Source organism: Mucilaginibacter lutimaris, assembly GCF_042676625.1.
In the GTDB taxonomy this organism is placed as follows: Bacteria; Bacteroidota; Bacteroidia; order Sphingobacteriales; family Sphingobacteriaceae; genus Mucilaginibacter; species Mucilaginibacter lutimaris.
The window spans coordinates 106,081-119,948 of record NZ_JBHTIA010000002.1; the positions used below are offsets into that span (position 1 = coordinate 106,081).

General features: G+C 44.5%; 11 protein-coding genes and 1 tRNA gene. 9 read left to right on the forward strand and 3 right to left on the reverse strand.

The window, feature by feature from the left end; genetic code table 11:
• Window positions 1-2 precede the first annotated feature (2 nt).
• Together ACFQZI_RS00485 and ACFQZI_RS00490 are read left to right on the forward strand one after the other, a co-directional pair.
• The gene (locus ACFQZI_RS00485; protein WP_377137258.1) at window positions 3-2,705 is read left to right on the forward strand and encodes a TonB-dependent receptor; all 2,703 of its coding nucleotides are present in this window, start codon (window positions 3-5) and stop codon (window positions 2,703-2,705) included.
• Between the two features lie 375 nt (window positions 2,706-3,080).
• A tRNA-Pro gene (locus tag ACFQZI_RS00490) sits at window positions 3,081-3,154 on the forward strand.
• A 65-nt stretch (window positions 3,155-3,219) separates the two neighbouring features.
• On the opposite strand, the gene ACFQZI_RS00495 is transcribed toward ACFQZI_RS00490, so the two are convergent.
• Complete coding sequence (locus ACFQZI_RS00495) at window positions 3,220-4,371, reverse strand: hypothetical protein (protein ID WP_377137260.1); 1,152 nt, start codon at window positions 4,369-4,371, stop codon at window positions 3,220-3,222.
• Between the two features lie 419 nt (window positions 4,372-4,790).
• On the opposite strand from ACFQZI_RS00495, the gene ACFQZI_RS00500 reads away from it, so the two are divergent.
• The 6 genes from ACFQZI_RS00500 to ACFQZI_RS00525 all read left to right on the forward strand — a co-directional run bounded on the left by ACFQZI_RS00500 (window position 4,791) and on the right by ACFQZI_RS00525 (window position 10,936).
• Window positions 4,791-6,455, forward strand: a complete 1,665-nt coding sequence (locus ACFQZI_RS00500) for a UxaA family hydrolase (RefSeq protein ID WP_377137262.1) — start codon at window positions 4,791-4,793, stop codon at window positions 6,453-6,455.
• A 10-nt stretch (window positions 6,456-6,465) separates the two neighbouring features.
• Window positions 6,466-7,230: an SDR family NAD(P)-dependent oxidoreductase gene (locus tag ACFQZI_RS00505; protein WP_377137264.1), complete on the forward strand. Its 765-nt coding sequence runs from the start codon at window positions 6,466-6,468 to the stop codon at window positions 7,228-7,230.
• A 4-nt stretch (window positions 7,231-7,234) separates the two neighbouring features.
• A complete protein-coding gene (locus ACFQZI_RS00510; RefSeq protein ID WP_377137266.1) occupies window positions 7,235-8,092 on the forward strand; it encodes a fumarylacetoacetate hydrolase family protein in 858 nt (285 codons plus the stop codon).
• Between the two features lie 87 nt (window positions 8,093-8,179).
• Window positions 8,180-8,929, forward strand: coding sequence for a (Fe-S)-binding protein (locus ACFQZI_RS00515; RefSeq protein WP_377137268.1), 750 nt, complete (start codon window positions 8,180-8,182; stop codon window positions 8,927-8,929).
• Complete coding sequence (locus ACFQZI_RS00520; RefSeq protein ID WP_377137270.1) at window positions 8,926-10,287, forward strand: lactate utilization protein B; 1,362 nt, start codon at window positions 8,926-8,928, stop codon at window positions 10,285-10,287. Before ACFQZI_RS00515 ends, ACFQZI_RS00520 begins: the two co-directional genes overlap by 4 nt.
• A 52-nt stretch (window positions 10,288-10,339) precedes the next feature.
• Entirely contained in the window at window positions 10,340-10,936 is a 597-nt protein-coding gene (locus ACFQZI_RS00525) for a LutC/YkgG family protein (protein WP_377137272.1), read from the forward strand.
• Here the strand turns inward: ACFQZI_RS00525 and ACFQZI_RS00530 are convergent, their stop codons facing one another.
• On the reverse strand, window positions 10,937-11,806 hold the full coding sequence (locus ACFQZI_RS00530) for an AraC family transcriptional regulator (RefSeq protein WP_377137274.1): 870 nt from the start codon (window positions 11,804-11,806) through the stop codon (window positions 10,937-10,939). It lies immediately after the preceding gene.
• A gap of 216 nt (window positions 11,807-12,022) precedes the next feature.
• Between ACFQZI_RS00530 and ACFQZI_RS00535 the strand changes: the two genes are divergently transcribed.
• Window positions 12,023-12,802 (forward strand): SDR family oxidoreductase, encoded by a 780-nt coding sequence (locus ACFQZI_RS00535; RefSeq protein ID WP_377137276.1) that lies wholly within the window; start codon window positions 12,023-12,025, stop codon window positions 12,800-12,802.
• 113 nt (window positions 12,803-12,915) lie between these two features.
• Here ACFQZI_RS00535 and ACFQZI_RS00540 read toward each other — a convergent pair whose 3' ends face one another.
• Window positions 12,916-13,848: a PorP/SprF family type IX secretion system membrane protein gene (locus ACFQZI_RS00540; protein WP_377137278.1), complete on the reverse strand. Its 933-nt coding sequence runs from the start codon at window positions 13,846-13,848 to the stop codon at window positions 12,916-12,918.
• Between the last annotated feature and the right edge of the window lie 20 nt (window positions 13,849-13,868).

The window sequence follows — 13,868 nt, forward strand, 5'->3', positions numbered from 1 at the left end:
ACATGAAAAGAAAAAACCTACTCCTTATTTGTTTAACACTGCCATTTGTGGCTTTATTCACAGCTTTTACCGATGACGATTGGCTAAACGCGCTGATAACCAATATAAATAAATGGCGAGACGCACATCCGCAGGAAAAAGTACACCTCCATTTAGATAAGCCTTACTACAGTATTGGCGATGATATTTGGTTTAAGGCATACGTTGTAAACTCCGAAAAGAACGAGCTTTCTACCCTAAGCAATATTTTATATGTTGATCTGGTTGATGACCGCGACTCGATACACGAAACCAAAGTAGTGCCGCTTAATAACGGCTTGGGTAACGGCGAATTCGCCCTTAGCGATTCGCTTGTTACGGCAGGTAAATATCACCTTAAAGCTTATACCCGCTGGATGCAAAACTACAACGACGAGTTTATTTTTAATAAGGATATAGAGATTGGCGATGCGCGCGTATCAACTGATGTGTTTGCCACTGCAAGGTTTGCTTTTGAACCCGACTCTAAAGTCAAAACCACTATTACCTATGCAAATGTTAAAGATAAAAGCCTGTTGGTTGCCAAGCAGGTAAACTACTCGCTCATATCTAAAGACAGGGAGCTGTCATCGGGCAAGTTAATCACCGATGCCGAGGGTAAAATAATCCTGGATAAAACCATCAGGAAAGAATTTTTAGATGACGCTTATTTGGAAACCGAGATCTTTATTAATAAAACAACCTCAGTTAAAAGGCGCTTTGCGGTGATAAACAGCGCGGGCAAGGTTGATGTGCAGTTTTTTCCTGAAGGAGGGCGGTTGGTTAACGGCCTGCGTTCTAAAGTAGCGTTTAAGGCAACATTACCCGGTGGGTACGGTGCCAATGTAACGGGTTATGTGGTTGACCAGGCAAACCAAACGGTAGCAGAATTTGAATCGGCGCATGCCGGTATGGGGGTATTCCCGTTGCAGCCGGTTGCAGGCAACAAATATACGGCGGTGGTTAAAGATGCCTCCGGTAAAGAAAGCCGTTACGCAATGCCTGCTGCAGATGAGGAAGGTTACGTACTTGCCGTTAACAATAACCGCGCGGATAGCCTTGGTATCATCATATCAACCAGTAAATTACTTGTAGGCAAAGCAGCGGCATTGATAATGCAGCAAAATAACGTTGTAAAATATGCGGTTAAAGCTAAAATAGACCAGCCATATGTTAAAATGAATGTTGCCAAAAGCTTGTTCAGCACAGGTATATTGCAGGTTACCCTACTATCTGCAGAGGCTAACCCGCTTGCCGAACGCCTGTTATTTGTAGAACGCAACGACCAATTAAAGTTGAACGTTATTAATAACAAAACAACATACGGCAAGCGCGAAAAGGTACAGATGCAATTAGTTTTAAAAGATGCCGATGGCAGCCCTATGCAAGGGAACCTTTCTGTAGCTATTACAGACGCCGGCAAGGTTAAAACAAGCGAGGATGAGCAAACCACCATCTTTTCAAACCTGCTGCTTACATCAGACCTTAAAGGGTTTGTAGAAAAGCCCAATTATTACTTTAACCCCGCTAACGAAGATAGGGCTAAACACCTGGATTATTTATTGCTTACCCAAGGCTGGCGCCGTTTTAAATGGGTTGATGCAAAAGCAGGTAAGGTTGATGGCATTGCCTATCAGCCCGAAAAAAGTATTGGTGTAAGCGGTATGGTAACTACTATAGGTAACAAACCTATACCAAACGGAAAACTTACCCTGTACGGCAATACCCCGCAGGGCCCGCTTTTGGTTGATACCGTAACCGACGATAAAGGGAATTTTGTTGTAGACGGTCTTAATTTTACCAATAATGTAAAATTTGTAGTGCGCGCAAAAAATGCCAAGGGTAAGGATAGGGTTAGGATTGTGCTTAATAAAGTACCTGTGCCTAAATATAATTCCTTTAACGTGGTTGACGATGCGGCAGCAAATAACTTTATTGATTACCTGATGAATACACAAAAGCGTTTTGACCAGTTCGCGGCTGGTATGCCGGGTAAAACCACTATGCTGAAAGAGGTTACTATTCGCGAAAGGAAAAATGGTGACAACAGTATTAAAGGCTCGGCTGCATTGGGTTTAAGCGGGGCCGACCGGGTGATCAAGAAGGATAAGTTAGTAGCCTATTCCAGCTTATTACAGGCTTTTTACGGGGTTGCGGGAGTTGAGGTGCGTAATGACGTTGTTTATCGTATTGGCCGGGTATCATCTATTACAAGGCCGCGCGGCGAGCCAATGACCGTAATGGTAAATGGTATGACCATTGACCCAAGTACACTTAAAGATATTTCTCCGTTTGACGTTGAGGGTATAGAGCTATTTACATCTGGTGCAAGTACTGTTATCTATGGCGACGCGGGCGTTTGGGGCGTAATACAAATTACACTCAAAAAAGGGGGAGAGATGTACCACGTGCCTATATTTTATCTCGACAAAATTTTAGTAAGAGGCTACTCGCCACAGCGCGAATTTTATTCGCCCGCTTACGACCAACCAAACGAGAAACATGCCGAAGCCGACTTTAGGTCTACCATTTACTGGCAGCCAAATGTGGTTACCGATAGCGATGGCAAAGCAAGCATAAGCTACTTTACAGCCGACGAGCCGGGAACATATCATGTTGTGGCTGAGGGCCTGAATTTAGAGGGGAAACTGGTAAGGCAGGTGGTTGATTTTAAGGTAGGGAAGTAGGATCACCAAAAACTAAGCCCCGCTTCACTTGCTGATGCGGGGCTTTTTATCAGAAAGACCGTATTCCCCCTATATTTAATAGTACGGTCTTTTGATAATAATAAAGCTTAAAGCCCGCCAGTTATCGGGTTATAAGTTTTTTGCAACATTTACCCTTGTACCGGTAATATTGCATACTATAAAGTAACGTACAATCAAAGCGGCTATCAATACTACATATGTACTATTTTATGCTTGCAGGGTACTATTAAGGTGCCTGTAAAAAATATTTTTGACGCTAAGCTTTTGCAAATGAATTGATTAAATAAACAGCTGTAAATTCTTTTAAAAAAAGTTTGCACAGCTATACAAAAAAGCTACCTTTGCAATCCCAATCGGGATGTAGCGTAGCCCGGTATCGCGCCACATTTGGGATGTGGAGGCCGCAGGTTCGAATCCTGCCATCCCGACAACAAGCGATACCAAGTATCAGAACCCTCTAAACCGAAAGTTTAGAGGGTTTTTTTACGTGTAATTATTGGCTAAACAGGTCGGTTAATTTATAACCTATACCAAAGCCTATCCAAAAGCGCTTGTCGTAATTCCAGTTTACGTGTTCGGGCCCTAAGCCAAAATCCCAGCCACCAAAAGCTCCAAACTGAAACTTCTTTATCTCGGCCGTTAACCCAACACCCGTCGAAAATACGCCTATATTCTGTTTTTCGTCGGCAGTAAGTGGGGTAAGGCCATTAGTGGTGGTGGTTTTGTCTAAACTGGTGGTTGCCAAATTTAAAAAGGGACCCACCCTTAGCGCGAAGTTAGATGATTGTGTGTATGTGCCCGCCTTATTAATGATGGAATAGTTGGTGACTTTAATACCGCCAAACGCACCTATGTTCAAGGCTGCTGTAGCATCGCTTTTAACGGTCGCTTTATCGCCTTTGTAGCCAAAACGATATTTGAATGGAATAACCAATGCGCCCAGGGTTACAGATGCGGAGTTGAAGTTGATGCTTTCGCGGTTATCTAACTCCAAAACGTATTTTGTATTGCGGCTGTAATGGTCTACAAGATAATATAACATATTACCTGCCTTGTCATAAACCCTAAGGTGTTCCGAATTTTTGAACCAGGTTGTTTGCATATCATTAGCACCGGGCAAAACTTTGGCCAGATAATAATCCTCGTTTTTTTGTAAAACAAGCTTGCTGTTGGCAACAGGAACCATTTTTGCAGTGCCATTGCAATCATACTCGGGTTGGTAGCGCTCTATAGTTTGCCCTGCTAATACGGTATTGGTTCCGTTAAGCCAATAGTTTACATATAGTACCGTTTTGTCTTTGTCGTCGGTATAAAGCTCGGCCTTGCCTTCACTATTGGGCGACATTAGGATTTTTAATACTTTATTGGCTTTGATCATTATAGCGTTGCCTGCCGTTGGGGTAACTTTGTCTTTAATGGTTATATCCGTTTTACCGTTGGTTAATTTCGTTTCAAACTTAATTTGTGTTCCTGCGGTTCCCGCCGGCGGTGTGTAGGGCTGCGGGCAATCGGGAATGGTTACAATTTTAACTACATGTGCTTTTGGCCCGAGTTTTACAGTGCCTAAAAATTCAGTGGTTTGCGCCATGGCGCTACTGGTAAATACAATTGAGAAGTAAGTTAAAAAGCGGCTTAGTGTTTTCATAACGCGAGATTTATGGTTTCTTAAATCTACGCACATTAACATGGCGGTAAAACCGTGAAAACACCCATTTTGTCAAAACCTGTCAGCCATATTTAACTACTGCCTGCAACTATTCGTTATATTGTTTTGGAGTCTATAAATACTGTTCAGTTGTGCCTAATAATAATTACAATATCCCTTAATAATTGGCCAATAAAGCAAAAGTATTGTTGGCAGGCATCCGTTTCCTTTGTATGCCTGTGCAGATTACTGATATGATTGAGTAATTTAGCTAATTGAGTAATTGTCTATCTTGTTTCAGATTAGTATTATAACCAATATAAGTGCGTTATCTTTACTTGAAATTATAACCACATAACCAGGTGTACTATTTAGCGAACTGGTAACAACGGATACTATATCCGTAACTATTCAATATTATGGTAGAAGAAGTTAAACGTACCTTTTTACATATCCACCGGGCCGATAATGTGCTTGTAACACTTACCGATATGGCGAAAGGTACCTTCATTGAACATGAGGGGGTAGGCTTTACACTCGCCGACGATGTTGCTGGCAAACACAAATTCACCCTTACTGATTTAGCACCAGGCGACGAGGTATATATGTATGGCGTGCTTGTTGGCAAAGCAAGCGAATATATACCGCAGGGCGGGGTTATTAACACGCATAATTTAAAACACGCCGCCGCGGATTTTACCCTTGGCAACCGAAAATTGAACTGGGTAAAACCCGATGTAAGCGCTTTCTTAAACCGCACATTTATGGGCTACCACCGGGCCGATGGTTCGGTAGGTACGGCTAATTACTGGCTGGTTATTCCGTTGGTGTTTTGCGAGAACAGGAATATTAACGTATTAAAAGATGCATTGCTGGATAAGCTGGGTTTTTCTAAACCGCGTGGGTATGAGAACGAGGTTGATCAATTGGTAAGCATGCTGCACGCGGGCAAAACAGTAGAGGAAATTTTACAGGCCGATCTGGAGATGACGCCCGAGGCCGGCATCTCCAACAAACTATTCCACAATATTGATGGCATTAAGTTCATTAACCACGATATGGGCTGCGGCGGTACCCGTACCGATTCTGACGCGCTTTGTGGGTTACTTGCAGGTTACATCACCCATCCTAACGTAGCGGGCGCTACTGTGTTAAGCCTGGGATGCCAGCACGCGCAAGCGGGGATTTTGCAGGACGAGATCAAAAAACGTGACGCTAACTTCTCTAAACCTTTGGTGATCTTAGAACAGCAAAAATTGGGCACCGAGAGCCGCCTTTTGCACGAAGCGCTTAAACAAACCTTTGCGGGTTTAATGCAGGTTAATAAACAGCAGCGCCAACCTGCACCACTCAACAAACTTTGTATAGGTTTAGAGTGTGGCGGGTCTGATGGCTTCTCGGGTATTTCGGCTAACCCGGTTTTAGGTTACCTGTCGGACATGATGGTGAACATGGGTGGCAGCGTGGTATTGGCCGAGTTCCCGGAGCTTTGTGGTGTAGAGCAGGAGTTAAGCGACCGGTGTGTTGACGACGCCACCGCGTTAAAGTTTATGGACCTGATGCGCACCTACAATGCCAAAGCTGAGGCAGCTGGCTCGGGCTTTTACGCCAACCCATCACCCGGTAATATCAGGGATGGTTTAATAACTGATGCTATAAAATCTGCAGGGGCGGCTAAAAAAGGCGGCACATCGCCCGTAACTGCGGTATTAGATTATCCTGAAAAGGTTACTCAACCCGGGTTAAACCTGCTTTGTACACCCGGCAGCGACGTGGAAAGTACTACAGCGGAAGTTGCATCGGGCGCTAACCTTGTATTGTTTACAACCGGTTTAGGCACGCCAACCGGTAACCCGGTAGCGCCTGTGGTAAAATTATCAACCAATACTGCACTGTTTAACAAGATGCCCGATATTGTAGATTTTAACTGCGGTACAGTGATAGAAGGAGTAGAAACTATTGAGCAGTCGGCACACCGTTTATTAAATTATGTGATAGATGTTGCCAATGGCGATATAAAACCCAAAGCAGTGCTGCTTGGCCAGGACGATTTTATTCCCTGGAAACGTGGCGTTTCATTATAAACCATTATAAATGTTTAGCTTAAAAAATAAAATAGCCGTTATAACCGGCGGTGGCAGCGGCATAGGTAAAGCAATTGCGTTGTTGTTTGCCAGGCAAGGGGCTACCATTCATATTATTGAATTGAATACTGACGCGGCAAACGATGTTATTACCGAAATAAAAAGCGCGAGTGGCAATGGACAGGCACATGCCGCTAATGTTGCCGAGCAGCAATCGGTAGTAAATGTATTTAACGCTATAGGCAAGGTTGATATCCTGGTAAATAATGCAGGGATAGCCCACGTGGGTAACCTCGAAAGAACATCAGAGGCGGACCTCGACCGTATCTATAACGTAAATGTTAAAGGGGCTTACAATTGCCTATTCGCGGCGGTGCCTTTAATGAAGGCTGCCGGCAAGGGGGCTATACTTAATATGGCGTCGATAGCGGCGCATGTAGGTATCAGCGATAGGTTTGCTTACTCGATGAGTAAGGGTGCCATCTATGCCATGAGCATGTCGGTAGCGCGAGATTACCTTGCCGATAACATCCGTTGCAACAGCATTTCGCCTGCAAGGGTACATACGCCATTTGTAGACGGTTTCATCGCCAAAAACTACCCGGATAACCAGGCAGAGATCTTTGCTAAGCTATCTAAAAGCCAGCCAATAGGCCGTATGGGGCAACCCGACGAAATAGCGGCGCTTGCACTTTACCTTTGCTCTGACGAGGCAAGCTTTATAACTGGCGTAGATTACCCGATAGACGGCGGATTTATAACATTGAATAACTAACAACATGAAACTGATAAGATACGGAAACCCCGGCGAAGAACGCACGGGTGTACAAATAGACGGCGTAAACTACGATACATCTTTTTACGTTAAAGATTACGACGAAAAGTTTTTTGAAGCAAGCGGCATTGAGCATTTGGCCAAATATGTAAAGGAGCACCAAAGCGAATTGCAGGTTATACCCCACGGATCACGTTTGGGTAGCCCTATAGCCAGGCCATCAAAAATTGTGTGTATTGGCCTAAACTACGCCGACCATGCTAAAGAAACCAACGCGCCTTTGCCTGCCGAACCTATCATCTTTATGAAAAGCACCACCTCCTTGGTGGGGCCAAATGATGATATCATGATCCCTAAAAACTCGGTAAAAACCGATTGGGAGGTGGAGCTGGCCGTGGTTATAGGCAAAAAGGCATCTTACGTAGAAGAAGCCGATGCTGCGGATTACATAGCCGGATATGTGCTGCATAATGATGTATCTGAACGTGAATTTCAACTGGAGCGCAACGGCACGTGGGACAAAGGTAAAGGCTGCGATACCTTTGCGCCAATGGGCCCATACCTGGTAACACCCGATGAGGCGGGCGATGTGGATAACCTGCGCCTTTGGCTAACCGTTAACGGCCGAAAAATGCAGGATGGCACAACAGCCAATTTTATATTTAAAGTGCCTTACCTTATATCATACGTTAGCCAGTTCATGACTTTGCTGCCCGGTGATGTAATTTCAACAGGTACGCCTGCCGGTGTTGGCCTTGGTTTTAAACCGCCAATATATTTAAAGGCCGGTGATATTGTAGAATTAGGCATTGATGGTTTGGGTACATCAAAACAAAACGTGGTTGCCTACGCTAAAGCTTAGTGTAACCAAACAGTTAAGTACAGTTAAATGCCGCAGGGTTTTTAATTTACGCCCATAAACCACGGCAATGTTTTAGCCGACCCGATTATGAAAGTAGGTCTTTTTATACCCTGTTACGTTGATCAGTTTTACCCTAACGCGGCCATAGCAACTTTAGAGCTATTGGAAAAATTGGGCGTAGAAGTAGGTTACCCCACACAGCAAACCTGTTGCGGGCAGCCTATGGCAAACTCCGGCTACGAACATTTAACGGGTGGTTGTAATGACCTGTTTGTAGACAACTTTGCCGGGTACGATTATATCGTTTCGCCGTCGGGTAGTTGCGCTTTGCATATCAAGGAACACTTGCATTCAGAAACAAACGGGGCTGCTGCAGAGTCCATCCGTAAGAGGATATATGAACTGACTGAATTTTTGACCGATGTTTTAAAGATCGAAAAGTTAGACTCATCATTCCCTCATAAGGTAGGCCTTCACCAAAGTTGCCACGGCCAGCGCGGGCTTAAGCTTGCACAGATGACAGAACTTACTGCATCACCATTCTCAAAACCGGCTTCATTGCTAAACATGGTACAAGGGGTGGAGTTAATAAACCTTACCCGCCCCGATGAATGCTGCGGTTTTGGCGGTACGTTTTGTGTAGCTGAGGAAGCGGTATCATCAAAAATGGGGAAAGACCGTGTTGCCGACCATGAACATAATGGCGCCGAATACATCACCGCTGCCGATCTGTCGTGCCTCATGCACATGGAAGGCGTCCTGAAAAGAAAAAACAGCAGGGTAAAAGTGATCCATATTGCCGAGATCTTAAATGGTGTAAAGGAGGTGGTAGCATGAAAGACCACGCCGAACTTGCCGAAGTATTTAATAAAGATGAGCAGCGTGTAAACTGGCACGACGAAACCCTTTGGTTCGTTCGCCAAAAGCGCGACAAGGCATCACATCAAATTCCCGATTGGGAAGACCTGCGGGAAACCGCATCGCAAATTAAGCATAATGTACTATCAAACCTTGCCAATTATTTAGAAGAGTTTGAAAAGAACGCCATCAATAACGGCATCACCGTACACTGGGCCGCGGACGCTAAAGAGCATAACGAAATAGTTTACAGCCTGCTCAAAAAGCATGGTATCAGTCAAATGGTTAAAAGCAAATCGATGCTTACCGAGGAATGCCACTTGAACCATTATTTGGAAGAACAGGGCATTAACGTGGTAGATTCTGACCTGGGTGAATTGATTGTGCAGTTGGCTAAAGAGCCGCCAAGCCATATTGTACTGCCCTGTATCCACAAAAAAAAGGAAGAGATAGGCGATGTATTTTACGAGCACCTTGGCAGCTCCAAAGGAGAGTCGGACCCGCAAGTATTAACCGAAACGGCGCGCATCCACCTGCGTAACACCTTCCTTACCCGCAGGGCAGCACTCACAGGCGTAAACTTTGCGGTGGCCGAAACAGGCGAGTTTGTAGTTTGCACTAATGAGGGCAACGCCGATATGGGCGCGCATCTTTCCGATATACATATCGCCAGCATGGGTATTGAAAAACTGATCCCGAAACGAAAAGACCTTGGCGTGTTTTTACGCCTGCTTACCCGCAGCGCAACAGGGCAGCCTATTACCACATACTCCAGCCATTTTAAAAGACCACGGCCGGGGCAGGAGATGCACATCATATTGGTTGACAATGGGCGCAGTATCCAGCTTGGCCGCGAGGATTTCAGGAACTCCCTGAAATGTATCCGTTGTGGGGCGTGTATGAACACCTGCCCGGTTTACAGGCGCAGCGGCGGTCATAGTTACCATACCGCGGTAGCAGGGCCCATAGGCTCTATATTGGCCCCAAACCTTGACATGAAGCAATATGCCGATCTGCCTTTTGCATCAACGCTTTGCGGGTCGTGTACCAACGTATGCCCGGTTAAAATTAACATCCATGAGCAACTGTATAAATGGAGGCAGGTAATTGTAAAGGAAGGCTACGGCGATAAAAAGAAAAGCGCGGCTATGCATGCAATGGCCTATACACTGTCGTCACCAAAGGTTTATCGCCTTGCGGGTAAAGCAGGTCGTGTGGTGATGAAATACGCGCCGTTCGCGGTAAACAATGGCTTAAACCCCTGGTACAAACATCGTGATATGCCCGAGCCGCCTAAAGAATCGTTCGGGGAATGGTATGCGAGGAATAGGAAGTAGATATTAATGATAAGAGATTAGTTTATTTGAATATCTAATCCAAAACAAGAATATGACTGCACGAGAGAAAATATTAGCTGATGTACGTATAAACCAGCCGCCATTGGTAGCTGCACCTGATATTGCCATTTGGGAAAATAAGCCAAAGGCAGATGCATCAGCAATATTAGAGACTTTTAAAACCGTGGCTGGGAACGTTGGTGGCAGGGTTATCCGGGTTAGCAGTATAAGCGATATAAAAACGCACTTAAACATCCCGCAAGGGGCGAGGGTGATTACCACCATTCCACAGCTTTTTGATATAGCAAATGATTCCGCTTTATTTGCCGGTGCTACACCACACGAATTAGAGGATGTAGAACTGGCCATTTTACAAGCGGAATTTGGAGTGGCAGAGAATAGCGCCCTTTGGGTAACCGAAAAACAAATGGGTACACGCGTGCTGCCGTTCATTTGCCAGCATCTGGCTTTTGTAGTGAACGCCTCAGATATAGTGGCCGGTATGCACCAGGCTTATTTGCGTACCCAGGGCAGCGACCATGGTTTCGCATCTTTTATAGCCGGCCCATCAAAAACCGCCGATATAGAGCAATCACTTGTGTTGGGCGCGCACGGTCCCCGCAGCCTGGTAATTTTTATAATTGGATAATTAGTGCTTTATATAGGTTTTTTGATAGGATAGCGGGCTTTTACCGGTTATCTCCTTAAAGTATTTATGGAAACTGGCAAAGTTGTAAAAACCGCTTTCATAACATATCTCCTTTACATTTTGCTGGTTGTTAATCAATAGCTTACAGGCATTACCCACCCTTATCTCATTAATAAACTGCGAATAGGTTTTCCTGCTGCGCGATTTAAAAAACTTGCAGAATGAATTTGGGCTAATGTTGGCCACCGCGGCAATTTCCTCCAGCGAGATCTTCTTTTTGAAGTTGGCTATCGAATAGTTATAAATGGCATTGATGCGGTCTTTCTCCGCTTCCTGGAAATTGTGCTGGAAACCTATGGAGGCAAGCATATTATCCTCTGTGCTGTTGCCTATGGCCATTAAAACTTCCATTAGCAGGATGATCTTACGGGCGCCATTGGCATAAATGATCTGCTCTATCAGGTTGCCCGCTTCCTTTAGGTTCTCGCCGGTTATCTGGATGCCTCGTTTGGAGTTTTTAAGTACGTTTTTTATCTCCTGCGTTTCGGGTAATTGCAGGAAAGCATCTCCCCAAAAGTTCTCGTTAAAATGTATTACGCTCACATCGGCGGTAACGTTTGCTTCCTTATCAAAATAGCGCTCGTCGAACTGCCAGTAATGGGGTAGGTTTGAGCCAACCAGCACCATATCGCCCGAATTAAATTGGGTGATGCGGTCTCCAATAAATTGTGTGCCGTCGCCTTTTTTAAAATATACCAACTCTACCTCGGGGTGGTAATGCCAGCGGTTGTTTACGTTAGGCATAATATCCCGCCGTGCGCTAAAGGAGTGCACCATATCGGTAGATACTTTTAATAATTGAGGTTTCATCAAATATTTATTGTGTTATGAATGTACAATTATTCAATTTAAAAGTCGTAAAACTGTTTGGTTATTCCCTTTGCGTTACAATATTGCTTAATAATATGCTAAAAGGATAAAATTTTAAGCTTGCAACAAAGGCTTAATTTGTACGTCGGCATACAACCAATTATTATTTATAGCTAAATTATCACCATTAAACCGGGCACCAGCCCGCCAAACCACATGGACCTAAAAATAAAAGATAAAGTAATTATTGTTACCGGCGGCGCACGCGGAATAGGAAAAGGCATTGCTGTTTTATTGGCAAAAGAAGGCGCCATACCCGTAATACTAAGCCGCACCGAGGCCGAAAATAAAAAAACGGTACAAGAAATTGAAGCAGCCGGGGGCAATGCTTATGCTATACAGGGCGAGCTATCAAACCCTGAAGAGTGCCGCATTGCAGTAGAGGCAATAATTAGCAAGTTTGGCCGCATAGATGGTGTGGTAAACAATGCAGGTGAAAATGATGGTGTTGGTTTGCAAAATGGGAATTACGAAAAGTTTATGCAGTCGCTCCATAAAAACCTGGTGCATTATTATTTAGTGGTGCATCATGCCTTACCAGAGCTTATTAAATCGCAGGGGAGTATTGTAAATATCAGTTCTAAGATTGCCGATACGGGGCAGGGCGGTACTTCTGCCTATGCTGCTGCCAATGGCGGCCGTAATGCGCTTACGCGGGAGTGGGCGGTAGAATTATTACCTCATAACATCCGTGTAAACGCGGTTGTAGTGGCCGAATGCTATACCCCTTTGTACGAGCGCTGGCTGCAAACACTGGAAAATCCCGATGAAAAACTGGCCTCTATTACACAAAATATCCCCTTAGGTAAGCGGATGACAACGGTTGAAGAAATAGCAAGCGCTGTTGTTTTCCTGTTATCGCCGGTATCGAGCCACACTACAGGCCAAATAACGTATGTAGATGGGGGTTACGTACATTTAGACAGGTCTCTTTAACTGACTGAAATTTACTTCAACACTATTAAATGAATAGAAATCCTGCAATACAAGAAAAGGCCATCTGTTGATCAACAGATGGCCTTTCTTTATGAATTGTAATGATGATGTTATTATAACAACTTCCGTACACCTGTTGTACCAAAGCGATAGCTCAGGCTAACCTCGTGTATGGCTGTATTAAAACCGCCAAGCGTGTTTGATGATGTACCAAACTGGTAGGAGTAACCCACTTTATAGGTATCGCCAATTACAGATAATATACCTGTAGCCCTTTTGTTGCTTCGGTAACCAGCGCCAATACCTAATTGTTCTTTTAAGAAAATGGTACCGGTAACATCCGTTAGTAACTTGGCGTCTTTTACATACGCCACCAGGGCCGACGGCTTAAACTTGATATCCTCGCCCATATCCAGCAAATACCCACCCGAAAAATAGAAGTGGTTTTTTAGATAATTGGCCTGCTGTACAGAAGCTGTACCCAAACTGCGGATAGTTAACTCTGGTAACGAAAGCCCCAGGTAGTACCTGTCGCTGTAAAACATCACACCAAAACCAAGGTTTGGGCTTGTTTCGCGCACATCATCTTTAAACTGCGGGTCAAATGAATCAAGCGTAGAATAATTGGCAACATAGTTACGGATACCCGCGTTGATAGATACCGCCAAAAAATCGTTGCCGGTAAGCTGGATGCTTTTTGCAAAGAACGCGTTCACTTCCAGCTGTTTTTCTACAGCTACCTGGTCATTTAAAACATAAATACCTGCGGCACCGGTTATAGATTGTATTGGCAAAGTACCGCTCAAAAGTAAACTGGTAGGTGCGCCATCAATACCTATAAACTGCCTGCGGCCCATTACACTTATAGATCCTGCTTTATCCAGCATGGAGTAGGCAGCATTAATAGGGGTAAGGTTATCAGCATACTGCGCGTAAGAGTAGATCTGCTGCTGGGCCATTAGCCTGCTGCCGCATAGCAGCAGCAGGCCTGTGGTTGTTATAAATATTGCCCTTTTAAAAGTAGTACTAATTGTAATTGCCTTCACACTAATCGTTTGTTAATAGT

Excerpts from the sequence above, each read along its gene's own strand:
- ACFQZI_RS00520 (WP_377137270.1), top strand. The coding sequence starts at position 8,926 with ATGAAAGACCACGCCGAACTTGCCGAAGTATTTAATAAAGATGAGCAG.
- ACFQZI_RS00530 (WP_377137274.1), bottom strand. The coding sequence starts at position 11,806 with ATGAAACCTCAATTATTAAAAGTATCTACCGATATGGTGCACTCCTTT.
- ACFQZI_RS00500 (WP_377137262.1), top strand. The coding sequence starts at position 4,791 with ATGGTAGAAGAAGTTAAACGTACCTTTTTACATATCCACCGGGCCGAT.
- ACFQZI_RS00525 (WP_377137272.1), top strand. The coding sequence starts at position 10,340 with ATGACTGCACGAGAGAAAATATTAGCTGATGTACGTATAAACCAGCCG.
- ACFQZI_RS00510 (WP_377137266.1), top strand. The coding sequence starts at position 7,235 with ATGAAACTGATAAGATACGGAAACCCCGGCGAAGAACGCACGGGTGTA.
- ACFQZI_RS00535 (WP_377137276.1), top strand. The coding sequence starts at position 12,023 with ATGGACCTAAAAATAAAAGATAAAGTAATTATTGTTACCGGCGGCGCA.
- ACFQZI_RS00515 (WP_377137268.1), top strand. The coding sequence starts at position 8,180 with ATGAAAGTAGGTCTTTTTATACCCTGTTACGTTGATCAGTTTTACCCT.
- ACFQZI_RS00495 (WP_377137260.1), bottom strand. The coding sequence starts at position 4,371 with ATGAAAACACTAAGCCGCTTTTTAACTTACTTCTCAATTGTATTTACC.
- ACFQZI_RS00505 (WP_377137264.1), top strand. The coding sequence starts at position 6,466 with ATGTTTAGCTTAAAAAATAAAATAGCCGTTATAACCGGCGGTGGCAGC.
- ACFQZI_RS00485 (WP_377137258.1), top strand. The coding sequence starts at position 3 with ATGAAAAGAAAAAACCTACTCCTTATTTGTTTAACACTGCCATTTGTG.